The sequence below is a fragment of the Pseudomonas sp. AC255 genome (genome assembly GCF_979258175.1).
On the sequence record NZ_OZ409841.1, the window covers coordinates 3,708,953 to 3,721,585 of the forward strand.

6 protein-coding genes are annotated in these 12,633 nt (G+C 58.9%); 2 read left to right on the forward strand and 4 right to left on the reverse strand.

What is annotated here, in order from left to right; all coding sequences use genetic code 11:
* Positions 1–42: 42 nt before the first annotated feature.
* On the reverse strand, positions 43–5,892 hold the full coding sequence (locus tag ACZZ0K_RS16855) for a beta strand repeat-containing protein (RefSeq protein ID WP_463559219.1): 5,850 nt from the start codon (positions 5,890–5,892) through the stop codon (positions 43–45).
* Positions 5,837–7,534, reverse strand: a complete 1,698-nt coding sequence (locus tag ACZZ0K_RS16860; protein WP_463559220.1) for a two-partner secretion domain-containing protein — start codon at positions 7,532–7,534, stop codon at positions 5,837–5,839. The genes ACZZ0K_RS16855 and ACZZ0K_RS16860 overlap by 56 nt, the downstream gene beginning before the upstream one ends.
* Positions 7,535–7,968: 434 nt before the next feature.
* Here ACZZ0K_RS16860 and ACZZ0K_RS16865 point away from each other — a divergent pair, with 434 nt between their 5' ends.
* A complete protein-coding gene (locus tag ACZZ0K_RS16865; protein WP_056783644.1) occupies positions 7,969–8,244 on the forward strand; it encodes a hypothetical protein in 276 nt (91 codons plus the stop codon).
* A gap of 49 nt (positions 8,245–8,293) precedes the next feature.
* Here the strand turns inward: ACZZ0K_RS16865 and ACZZ0K_RS16870 are convergent, their stop codons facing one another.
* Positions 8,294–9,634 (reverse strand): DEAD/DEAH box helicase, encoded by a 1,341-nt coding sequence (locus ACZZ0K_RS16870; RefSeq protein ID WP_024012040.1) that lies wholly within the window; start codon positions 9,632–9,634, stop codon positions 8,294–8,296.
* Positions 9,635–9,825: 191 nt separating this feature from the next.
* Between ACZZ0K_RS16870 and ACZZ0K_RS16875 the strand changes: the two genes are divergently transcribed.
* Entirely contained in the window at positions 9,826–11,124 is a 1,299-nt protein-coding gene (locus ACZZ0K_RS16875) for a mechanosensitive ion channel family protein (RefSeq protein WP_056783642.1), read from the forward strand.
* Between the two features lie 106 nt (positions 11,125–11,230).
* Here the strand turns inward: ACZZ0K_RS16875 and ACZZ0K_RS16880 are convergent, their stop codons facing one another.
* On the reverse strand, positions 11,231–12,097 hold the full coding sequence (locus ACZZ0K_RS16880; protein ID WP_252883348.1) for a carboxylate/amino acid/amine transporter: 867 nt from the start codon (positions 12,095–12,097) through the stop codon (positions 11,231–11,233).
* Between the last annotated feature and the right edge of the window lie 536 nt (positions 12,098–12,633).

A 12,633-nucleotide genomic window follows, 5' to 3' on the forward strand; every position in this document is an offset into this window, starting at 1 on the left:
CTCGCTCGACGCTGTTGGTCAGACTTTTCGTGGCATTGATCGTCAGACTGCCGCCGGCCTGAACGACGGCGGTAGCATCACCTGCCACGCCAGGGCTGGTGATGGTCTTGGTGTCGAAGAACGTGACGTTCTGCACCGCCGCCGGGAGCGGCGCCGGATTGGCCTGGTTATAGGCCGGCGCTGGCGAATAACTGCGGAATTGTTCCGGGCTACCCGTGCTTGTGTAATGTTTCCAGCCGAAATAGATATTTGTATGACCGCTCCCCCAGTAGCGACAGACACTCTCGGTGTCACCACCGACTCGTTCCAGTTCACATCCCAAGAGCGAAACGCTGCCATCTGCTTGCCAACCGGTCCTTTGTAGGAAGGATCATTGACCGCGTTGTATTCCATGAACGAGCGCCACAGCTGGATGATCGCCTTGTCTTTGCGGACCTCCGGCAGCGCAAAGGACTTGAGTGTGGAGTAAGTGCCCAGCGTCGCGCCGGTGTTGGTGAAATTGGAAAGGTTGGCGTTCAGGTTCGCAGCGGCGGTGATTACCGAGGCAGAGTTGGTCAGGTTCCCACCCGCGATGTCCAGATTACGCCCCGCCGAGATGTTGGCCGCGGCCGAGTCGGCTTCGACTTTGGTTTCGTAGTTCTCCATCAGCACCATGTGGCCCGACTGATTGCCCGTCTGGCGCAGGCCGATCGCCCCTGAAGTCAGCTGGGAAGTCACCTTGAAGAAATCCTTGCGGTTCTCCAGGGTAGAGGCCCTTAGCAACATGTCGCCCGAACTCTGGATATTTCCAGAAATGTTTTCCAGGCGATCGGCCCAGTTACCGGCGTCGTCCCTGGCGACAGTCAGGTTATCCATGCTGTAGACGTCGCCATATTTATTGATCAGATCATGCGTCAGCAGGGACATGGCTGCGCCACTGAACAGCAACCCGTGATCGTTTAATACGTTGCCAGCATTGAGCCGCAAGTGCTGATTGCTGGCCACGGTGCCGTAGTTGTTCACCCCGCCTGCATTGATGGTCAGCCCACCGACTGAACTGATTCGACCCTGATTGCCGAGCACTCCACCGACGTTGATTGTGGTGGCGTCCCCGCCGGCAAGACTGGCAGCTGCTGTCAGATTCACTTGCCCGGCACCGAGGGCAAAAGTGCCCTTGCTACTGGCTCGGCCGTTGCCGCTGTACGTGCCGCCAAGGGTCAAACCAAGGCTGCCATCACTGGCAATGAGCCCTTCGTTGTTCCAGTTTCGACCACTGCCCATAAAGGTGTCGGAGGCCAGCAGTTGACCACCCGCTGTCTGATTGAGCGTGTTGACGTTGACCGTCAGACGCCCGGCCTGGATTACGCCATTGTTGGTCCAGCTATCGGCAGCCAGTGTCAGGCCACCCCGGGTGAGCAGATCACCGCCCGCCTGCGTGAGGTTGGCCATGCTGATATCGAATGTACCGGTGCCCGAGTGCAATACATGGCCGCCCGCATTCTGGAAGTTGCCGGCATTGAGTGTCAGGTCATAGTTCGCAGTTTCGAGACGACCATTGCGGTTATCGAAAAGCCCACCGATCTGAAACTCGGTTTTGCCTGCTTTACCCAACGCGCGCAATTGTCCGCCCTGGTTGTTCAGGCTCGCGGCACTGACCTTCAACTGGCCATCGCTTTCGATAACACCAAGACGATTATCCAGCGCGCCGGTCAGGCTGAAATCGACTTGCCGGCCTGCCACCTGGCCCGGGATGTCTCCGGTATTGAGGAAATCGTTGGCCGAAATGCGAATAGCGCCCTGACCATAAAGCCCACCGTTACGGTTGTCGAAATTGCCAGTGGTGATGGAGATGTCATTATTCTGCGCGGAAACGCGGCCACCGTTGTTATCCAGACTAGCGCTGGTGAAACTCAGGCGCTGCGCCTGAATGATGCCGCCCTGGCGGATCTGGCTCAGGTCGTAACCATTGCGCAGGGCGCCCGTGGTCTTTACGTCAAGAGTGCCAGCAAGACTGGCGAGCGTCCCGCCACGGTTATCCACGGAGCTGGCGCCCAGCGTGACATCGCCTGACTGGGCGATGATCTTGCCTCGCTGGTTGTCGAGGTTCCCGCTCACATCGAGCACAAGACCCTCTTCGCTTTGCACCGCGCCGTCGGCGTTCTCAAGACTGGCCGCCTTGAGTTGCAAGCCGGCCTTCTGGCTGTAAATCAGCCCCCCATCACCGTTCTGCACAGCACCGTCGCCGCGGATATCCAGCGCCTGTGCGGCGGCAACAGTGCCTCGATTACGGTTGTCCAGGCCGCCGGTCAACAGGGTCAACAAGTTCTGGCTTGCCAGTTGCCCTCCCTGATTGTCGACTTGACTGGCCCCACGGATCAGCAAGTCGCCTGCGCTGGCCAATTTGCCTTGGGTATTGGTCAACACCCCAAGCAGACTCAGGGTCAGCGCATCCTTGCCGATCAAGGTTCCGGAGGTGTTATCCAGCGTTGCAGTGGTGATATCAATCGCCCCACCGGCGCCGATCGTCCCGCCGACGTTATCCACGGACTGGGACTGCAGGTTCAGTGTTGTTGCACTGTTGATCAGGCCGCCTTGGCCGTTGCGCAGCGCTGCGTTGACCGTCAGGACTTGCTCTGCTCCACTGGACACAATGCCATTGTCCCGATTGTCGAGACTGTTGGCTGCAACCGTCAGCGCCTGGTGGCTGACCAACGCTCCCCCGGCACTGTTGAGCAGATTGTTGGCGACCTGTACATCAACGTTTCCATCACGACTGGAAAGCGTGCCGTTGTTACGGTTGTCCAGGTCATCCGCCGCAACTTCGAGACCTTGCCATCCCGATAACAGGCCTCCCTGGTTGATCACACTGCCAGCCTGCAGTTGCAGGGTGCCGTTGCTGAGCAGCTTGCCGCTGCCGTTATCGAGGACTCGTGCACCCAGCTGCAGGTTTTGACTGCTGGAGATTTCTCCACCCTGATTATTGAGGTCGCGCAGGTGCTTGATGCTCAGCTTGCCCGTCGTCGTGATCAAACCTGCCGCGTTGTTCAGATCGGCACCAGAACTGCCCAGATCGATGCCGACGGCAGTGCCCAGCAACGTACCTTGCTGGTTGTCCAGACCCTTGCTCGCAAGGGTGAGGTTGCCGCCAGCAGTGATCAGCCCCTTGCTGCGATTGATGAGTAATCCATCAACACCCAGCGTCAAGTCGCTGCGACTGGAAAGCGTGCCACCCTCGTTGTCCAGTCTGGCCGCATACCCGTCCAGCGACTGAGCTACGATCAGCCCTTTGGCGTTGTTCAACGCCTGCTCAATGCGCAAGATCAGACCTTGCTGGCTGAGGATCTTGCCATCGTCGTTGGCCAGGTTTTCAGTATTCAGGGAAAAACCCTGCATGCTGGAAATCTCACCGTCGCGGTTATCGACAGCTTTCAGATTTTTCAACATGAGCAATGGGCCGTTGATCAGCCCGCTGCGGTTATCCAGTTGACCACCGTTCAGATCCAGAGTGACCGATGCTTCACTGAACAGCTTGCCCCCTTGCTGATCGAGGCCGCTGGAAATGACACTCAAGTCACCGCTGCTGGTGATGCGTCCACCAGCGTTATTGCTCAGTTGCTGTGCGCGAATATCGAGCGTCGAGGTGCTACTGACGTTACCTGCATTGCTGTTGTTGAAATCGCCAGTGCCAATCACCATCGCAGCCTTGCTGCTGAGCGTGCCGTCATGACTGTTATCGACGCGACCCGCCTGCAACTTCAAGGCGCCGTCGGTCACAATCTCGCCGGCCTGATTGTCCAACCCCTGCATTGTGCTGACTGCCAGGTTGCGAGCGCTGGTCAGAATGCCAAGCCGGTTGCTCAGGCTGGCCGCGCTTACCGTCAACAGCCCTTCGCTGCTCAGTTCTCCCTGCCCGTTATCTAGATTGCCGAGAAGTTGCACATCGAGATTCTGCTGGCTGCTCAAGCTGCCACCGGTATTGGTCAACGTAGTACCCAGCAGGCTCAGCCCTGTCTGTGCTGACATGTGACCTTTGTCGCGGTTGAGCACCTCATCTACCGTCAGGTGCAGCCAGCCCGAGGCGGATATCTGGCCTGAGTCACTGTTGTCCAGCTTCTGTCCCGTCAGTTGGAGGGAGCCGTTGCTGATAATTTCCCCGCCGCGGTTGTCCAGCGCACCAATGTTCAGGATGCCACCGGCACCCCCACCTAACAGGCCTGCCTTCTGGTTGTGCAAAGTGCCCGCGTCCAGCTTGAGCATGCCCAAGGTAGTCAGCGAACCACTCTGATTACTGACATCAGTGAAACGGCCAGTGAGGTCGCCCTTGCTGGATACTTTGCCGTTGTCGTTATTGAGCTGCTGCGCTGTCAGTCGTGTGTGACCATCGCCAACGACCGAACCGTTGCGGTTAACCAACTCATCATCAACGTCAACATTCAGCTCACGCCGGCTGCTCAACAAGCCCTCGCTGTTGTCCAGGCTCGCGCTGTGCTGGTTCAAGGCAGAGGCGGAAATCAGACCTTTGGCATTCACCAGTGCCTGCTCGATCCGTAACGTCAGAGCCTGATTGCTGATGAGTTTGCCGTTGCTGTTATCCAGGCTCGCGGCGTTGAGGGTGAACCCTTGGGCACTGGAGATTTCACCGGCGTGGTTATCCACCATCGCAAGGTTTTTCAGCACAAGCAAAGGGGCAGTGATCAGCCCCTGATTGTTCAACCGGCCCTGATTGAGGTTCAGACTCAACGAATGCTTGCTGAACATCTGCCCGCCTTGCTGATCCAGCCCGGTCACACTGGCGATCAAGGCGTTATCGCTGGCGATGCGGCTGTCCAGCCCATTGCTGACCTGTCCGGCCACCAGGTCCAGTCGGTCGTTGCTGATCAAGCGACCACCCAGCGTGTTATCGAGATCGCCGGTGACCAGCTTCACATTCGCCCGGGAACTGATTTCACCCGCACGGTTGTCGAGACTCGCACTGTTGATCGACACGCCAGAATCGGAGGTCAGCACACCCTCCTGATTAATCAGTGCTGCGCCAGAATTGAGTAACAGCGACCCGGTACTGGCCAACTTGCCTCGGGTGTTGTCGAGTTCAGCGCTCAGGTCGATGTTTACACTTTGCTGTCCCAGCAGCTGACCTTGGGTGTTATCCAGATGCTGCCCCTTGAGGAGCACCGCGCCTTTACCACGCAGTAACCCTTGAGCCTGGTTGATGACGCGCGTGACCTGAAGCCCGAGATCCGAACCCGCGAGGACTTTGCCTTGGTTACTGTTATCCAGTTGGGTACCGGACACATCAATATTGGCACCGGCAGAAATTTCGCCGCCCCGGTTGTCGAGTACATCGACATTGAGCTTCAGCGCTTTTGTCGCCCCGATCAGACCACCTGACTGATTATCCAGATGAGTCCCGAAAAGGCTCAGATTACCCAGCGCCATCAACTTGCCGTATTGCTGACTCAAACGGTCTGCGTACGCCGTCAGATCGGCGCTGCTGGAAATCCGTCCGCCAGTGTTATCCAGTGTTTTCACTTGCAGGTACAAGGGGCCTACAGCTCCCAGTACACCTTGCTGATTGTTGAGCAGTGTTCCCTGAAAATCGAGTGCCCCCTGAGCATTGACAAGGCCTTGCTGGCGGTTGTCCAACTGATCGACTCGCAACTGCAGATCACCGCCAGCCGTGAGCCTGGCGCCACGGTTGTCCAGCGTGGTGCTGGTCAAGGCCACCCGTTGTTTACCGGTCAGACTGCCACCGCGGTTGTCAACGTCGACGGCCTGCAGTTGCAGCGTATTGCCGGCGCTGATCAGCCCGTTGTTACGGTTATCCAACACTCTGTTAACCCGTAGATTCAGGGCGGACTCACTGAGGATCTTGCCGGCGTTGCTGTTGTCCAGGCTGTCGGCATTGATCTGCAACCCCTCCTGCGCCCAGTACGCCCAGATGGTTGGTCAGGTCGTTCTTCACCGCCAGGGTCAACTTATCGGTACCTGTCATCAGGCCGGATGTGTTGTCCACGCGGTTTGCGTCCACTCGGGAAACACCGGCGCTGGATACTTCACCGGAATGATTGTTCAGCGACTGCTCCAGGGTCAGGCGAAGATCGCTGTCACTGGTGACGACACCATCGCGGTTGTTGAGGCTCAGGGCGTTGATGTCGAGCGTGTCGGCGAGAATCACCCCATGCGCATTGTTCACCTGGCCGGCATTGAGTTTCAGGTGGGCGCTACTCTGCGCCTTGCCACCGTCGCTGTTGTCCAGGGTACCGGCGCTGATGACGGCGGTTTGCCCACTGAGCGTGCCGCCCTGGTTGCTCACGGTTTGCGCGGCGTTGATCGTCAGATTGCGGCTGGCGGTGAGGCTTTTGCCGGTGTTGTCGAGATTTTGCGTGGTGAGGCTCAGGTCGCCGCTGGCATTGCGGCGGCCGTCGGCGTTGACGCCGGCATCGATGGCGCCGGCGTTGGTCAGTTGGCCACCCGCGCTGAGGCTGATGCTGTCGCGAGCCGCAAGGGTCTGGCGGTTGGTCAGGTTGCCCTGGGTTTGTACGGTGAGCGCGGTGCCGGCGTAAACCGGCCCGCGTGCATCAAGGCTCGCGGCCTTGACGTTGACCGCGCCGGTGGCCGAGGTGTCGACCAGACTCAGTTGTCCGTTGGCGTCGAGCTGAATGTCACCGCCGCTGGCAATCAGCTTGCCGTCAAGCTTCACCCCGACCCCGGCCTCGGTGCCGACCAGTTTGATCGCGCCGGCGTACATGCCGCCGAGTGCCGAGGAGTCGATGGCCAGTTGCGGTTTGGCGCTGCCGTCATCGGCGCGCGCTGTGGCATTCAGCGTTTGTGCATTGACGTCGTTGCGACCGGCTACAATCGTCAGGTTCTGCGCCTGAAGTTGCGCGTTGATCTTTGCGCTGCGGGTGATGATTTCGAAACGGTCGACGTTGGTGGCGTTGAGGCCTGCACCTTCGATGGCCACCGAACCCTGATCCACCTGAAAGCGATCCAGCCGGCCGTTATCGAATACTGGTTTGCCGGTAGTCAGCGTGACGCGCGGCGAGTTGATGAAACCGCAACCGTTGCAAGTAATGCCGTAAGGGTTGGCAACGATTACCCGCGCCGACTGCCCCGCCACTTCGGTGTAGCCGCGCAACTGGCTCGGGTTGCCGCTGATGACTTCGTTGAGAATCGCTTGCGCCGAACCGCTGTTTTTCAGATTCGGGTTGCCGATGATATGGCCACCCAATTGCGTGGCGGTGGTCTGAGTCGATCCGTTATTGAGGATGACACCCTGCGCACCGACGTTGTAATCATGGAACTGGTTGTGCGACAGCCCGCTGCCATTGGGCGTGGCGATATTGATGATCGGCACGCCATTGCCGGCGCGATCCAGCGAGGTATTAGGGTTGGCCACCACAATGCCGTCGGCCTGCGCCCACATCGGTTGCCAGAACATGACGTTCGCCAAGAGAAACGCCAGGCCGCGCTTGGGCATGCCCAGGAAGGACTCGCGGGTTTTCACGGCAGCAAAAGGCTGGGGAGCAAGAAAGTCGAACTGACGAACATCCATGTTGAAGATCTCTTTACAACGGGCAAGGTGAGGCGGGGTAATAGACAGGCAATGCAATTCCCACCGGTTAGAAAACGCCGGGAGAGTGCAAGAGCATCGAAAGGAGACAAATCTGCGCTGCATTCAGAACACTGAGAGCGTTGCGAAAATATTTACAGGGCAGCCGCAATAAGCTTGTCCGATCTCTCGAAATCACACACTGATGTCAATGTGATGGCGCAATGGTGGATTGCCATCATTCTGACGTCAATAAGTTGATTATTTGCCTGTTTGCCAAATAGCTCTGATACGACGCAGCGACATGTCTCTGATTTTCTTGAGCAAAATCGACGTTGATCTTTCGCTCGTGTGTCGTCAGCCACGTGGCACTGAACTTTTCCTGACCGTGGCCTCTCAACCGATTACCCCGCCTTAACCGGAACTGAGGCCTGCCCATGAAAACCCTGATCAAGCTGTCCCTCGCCGCCACCCTTGCCTGCGCCCTGCCCGTCTGGGCCTGCACGCCGGAAGAGGCGACGATCAAACGCGAACAACTGGCCAAGGAAGTCTCCAGGCTCACCGAGCAGAATCCGGAAAAGGCCAAGGAGATCAACGCCGAGTTGCAGAAAATGGATCTGGACACGGCCAGCGCGGATCTGCCGGACAAGTGCCAGCTGATCGATCAGCGTTTGAAGGAACTGGGGTCGGCGGAGAAGAAAGCCGACAATTGAGACGAAAAAAACCGGACAATGTCCGGTTTTTTTATGCGCGGTCTAAAGCTTACTCAGCCGCAGGTTCAGCTGGCTTGCGACGCTTGAGCGGGGCCATGCCGTCGCTGCTCACCAGAGAATCCGGCTTCGGACGGTTGACGCTCTTGCGCTTGGTCGGCGTCTTGGCGGCGGTTTTCTTTTTGTCGCCCTTGGCGTCAGTCTTTTTCTTCTTCACGCCGACGGCTTTACCCGAAGCCTTGACCTTTTTCGGCCCGCCGTAGGTGCCTTTGACTTCCTTGATCGTGCGGCGCTCGAAGCTCTGCTTCAGGTAGCGCTCGATGCTCGACATCAGGTTCCAGTCGCCGTGGCAGATCAGCGAGATCGCCAGGCCATCGTTGCCGGCGCGGCCGGTACGACCGATGCGGTGCACGTATTCGTCGCCGCTGCGTGGCATGTCGAAGTTGATCACCAGATCCAGACCGTCGACGTCCAGACCACGGGCCGCAACGTCGGTAGCGACGAGGATCTTCACACCGCCCTGCTTCAGACGATCGATCGCCAGTTTGCGATCCTTCTGGTCTTTCTCGCCGTGCAGCACGAACGCCTTGTATTCCTGGGCCACGAGACGGCCGTAAATGCGGTCGGCCATGGCGCGGGTATTGGTGAAGACGATGGCCTTCTGGTAGGTCTCGTTGGCCAACAGCCAGTTCACAATCTGCTCTTTGTGCTGATTGTGGTCGGCGGTGATGATTTGCTGACGAGTCGTCGAGTTGAGCTGGCTGACCGCGTTGAGCTGCAAGTGCTCAGGGTTGTTCAGGACCTTGGCGATCATTTCGCGCAGGCCGGAACCGCCGGTGGTGGCGGAGAACAGCATGGTCTGCTGACGGTTCGGGCACTCATCGACCAGACGCTGCACGTCTTCGGCGAAACCCATGTCGAGCATGCGGTCGGCTTCGTCGAGCACCAGCACTTCGACTTCTTTCAGGTCGAGGTTGCCGGCATTGAGTTGCTCGATCATCCGCCCCGGGGTGCCGATGAGGATGTCCGGCACTTTGCGCAGCATGGCCGCCTGCACCTTGAAGTCTTCGCCGCCAGTGATCAGGCCGGACTTGATGAAGGTGAACTGCGAGAAGCGTTCGACTTCCTTCAAAGTCTGCTGGGCCAGTTCACGGGTCGGCAGCAGGATCAGCGTCTTGATGCTGACGCGGATCTTCGCCGGGCCGATCAGGCGATTGAGGATCGGCAAGACGAAAGCGGCGGTTTTGCCGCTACCGGTTTGCGCCGTCACCCGCAGATCACGCCCCTGGAGCGCCAGCGGGATGGCCGCCGCTTGCACTGGCGTTGGCTCGACAAATTTCAGCTCGGCCACGGCTTTGAGCAGGCGTTCGTGCAGGGCGAATTGGGAAAACACGGGTGCTACCTCGAAGATATGCAAAAAAACAGCTGCATAGGTTACCGGTTTCGAGCGCTCAGGCCGAGTTTCTTTGTGCAAACGCCGACAATCAGTGGTTTTTTTGTTGCCCGATTTGTCACTCGCTGCAATACACAGCGTCTTAAATGCTCTAATCGGCCCTCGCGTCTTACAGAAGAAACGTTTCGCTTATGGATATCAAACAGCTCTGGCTCAAAGCCCAAGGCCTCTGGGGCACGCTCGAAGAGCACCCACTTCTGCAATCGGGACTGGCGCTGCTGGTGCTGCTGGTCATCGCGCTGGTGCTCGGACGAGTGGCGCGTTACCTGATCCTGCACGCCAGCCGCATGCTCGGCCGCCAACCGGCGCTGCACTGGATCAACGACTTTCGCCACAACAAGGTGTTTCAACGACTGGCGCAGATGACGCCGTCGCTGGTGATCCAGTTCGGCCTGCACCTGGTGCCGGAGCTGAGCAAAACCGCGATGAATTTCCTCGGCAACGTCGCGCTGGCCTTCACCATTCTGTTCCTGCTGCTGGCGGTCAGCGCCCTGCTTAACGCCTTGCTCGACATCTACGCCCGCACCGAGCACGCCCGCACGCGCTCGATCAAAGGCTACGTGCAGCTGGCGAAAATGGTTTTGTACGTGTTCGGCGCGATCATCATCGTCGCCACCCTGATCGACCGCTCGCCGCTGTTGCTGCTGTCGGGTCTGGGTGCGATGTCGGCGGTGATTCTGTTGGTCTACAAGGACACGCTGCTGTCGTTCGTCGCCAGCGTGCAGCTGACCAGCAACGACATGTTGCGCGTCGGCGACTGGATCGAAATGCCACAAGTCGGCGCCGATGGCGACGTGGTCGACATCACGCTGCACACGGTCAAGGTGCAGAACTTCGACAAGACGATCGTCTCGATCCCGACCTGGCGGCTGATGTCCGAGTCGTTCAAGAACTGGCGCGGCATGCAGCAGTCCGGCGGTCGGCGGATCAAACGCAGCCTGTTCATCGATGCCAGCGGCGTGCGCTTCATCCGCGACGACGAGGAAGAAAAGCTCTCGCAGGTGCACCTGCTGACCGACTACATGGGCCGCAAGAAAGCCGAGCTCAAGGCTTGGAACGAAGCGCAGGGCAATGTCGCAGCCATGTCAGCCAACCGCCGCCGCATGACCAATATCGGCACCTTCCGCGCGTATGCGCTGGCGTATCTGAAGAGTCATCCGGAGATTCAGCCGAACATGACCTGCATGGTCCGGCAGATGCAGACCACCGCGCAGGGCATTCCGCTGGAAATCTACTGCTTCACCCGCACCACGGTGTGGGCCGATTACGAGCGGATTCAGGGGGATATTTTCGATTACCTGCTGGCGGTGTTGCCGGAGTTCGGGCTGAGTTTGTATCAGCAGCCGAGTGGTGGGGATTTGCGCGCAGGGTTGCTGCCGGCGGTGTTGGGCTCGGCGAGTATTCCGGAGCCGGAAAAACACCTGATGTAACCCAAAGATCAAATGTAGGAGCGAGCCTGCTCGCGAATGCAATGTGTCAGTCGCCCCATACTTATCTGACCCAACGCCTTCGCGAGCAGGCTCGCTCCCACAGGGGTTATGCGGCGGCCGGGGATTTGCGGATGCCCAACCGACTGATCCACACCGCTGCCAGAATCACACCCCCGCCAAGGAACAACCGCCCCAGTTCCTCATGCTGATTCCAGATCAGCAGATTCAACAGCAACCCCACCGGCACGTGCAGGTTGTTCATCACCGCCAGTGTTCCGCCGTTGACCATGCACGCGCCCTTGTTCCACCAGTACAGACCCAAAGCAGTCGAGACCAGACCGAGAAACAGCAACACGCCCCATTGCAACGGCGCTTCCGGTAGAAAGTTCGACTTGCCGAACAACAGGAACGCTGGCAGCACAACCGCCAATGCACCGAGGTAGAAATAACCGAAACGGCGGTAATGCGGCAGGTCACTCGGATGCTTCGCCACCAGATGCTTGTAGAGGACCTGCCCGGCGGCATAAGTGAAGTTGGCCAGTTGCAGCAGCAGAAAGCCCATGAAGAAGTCGGGACTGATGCTGTCGAAGCGAATCACTGCCGCACCCCCGACTGCTACCAGCGCAGCAATCAATGCCCACGGGTTGAAGCGGCGGTTCAGCGCGTCTTCGATCAACGTCACGTGCAGCGGCGTGAGAATGGTGAACAGCAACACCTCCGGCACCGTCAGCACGCGGAAGCTCAGGTACAGGCAGACGTAAGTCACCCCGAACTGCAACGCGCCGATCAGCAACATGCCACGCATGAACGCCGGCTCCACCGAACGCCAGCGCGTCAACGGAATAAACACCAGCCCCGCCAGCAACACACGCACCAGCACCGCAAAGTAACTGTCGACATGCCCAGCCAGGTATTCGCCGATCAGACTGAAGGAAAACGCCTGGATCAGCGTGACAAAAAGTAGATAGCCCATGCTCGCCTCGAAAATCGAATGGCGGCGACGATAGCGGTTTTTCGGATGGGCTCCAACAGCAAACGGCGCCGGAATCAAAAGCCCCTCACCCTAGCCCTCTCCCGGAGGGAGAGGGACTGACCGAGGTGGTTGGACAAGCTACGCCGACATGAAATACCGCATCGAATCCAAAGAAGCCAAAAACCGGCCCTCCACCACTCAACACAATGAGCGCAAGCTCGAGTACTGCTCTTGATCTTGATCCACCCGCCCCGTCGGCAGGCTGAGCAGGGATTGATCCGGGCGTGGGAGCGCAGCGACCGTCTGGCGCAGCCAGACACAGCGGAAGGAGGTGCAGCGAAGCAAACCGGAGCCGCTGCGCCCGGATCGATCCCGCAGCGAAGGAACCCCGAGCCCCAGCGAGCGGGCCGAACGTTGGGGCACAGACCTTTGGTTACTTTGGGGCGTTTGCCAAAGTAACCCGCTGTAAGAGCGGAACCGCCAGCCGCAACACCGCAGTAACGGATATTCACCCAAAACCCCAAGAGCCTGGTCGG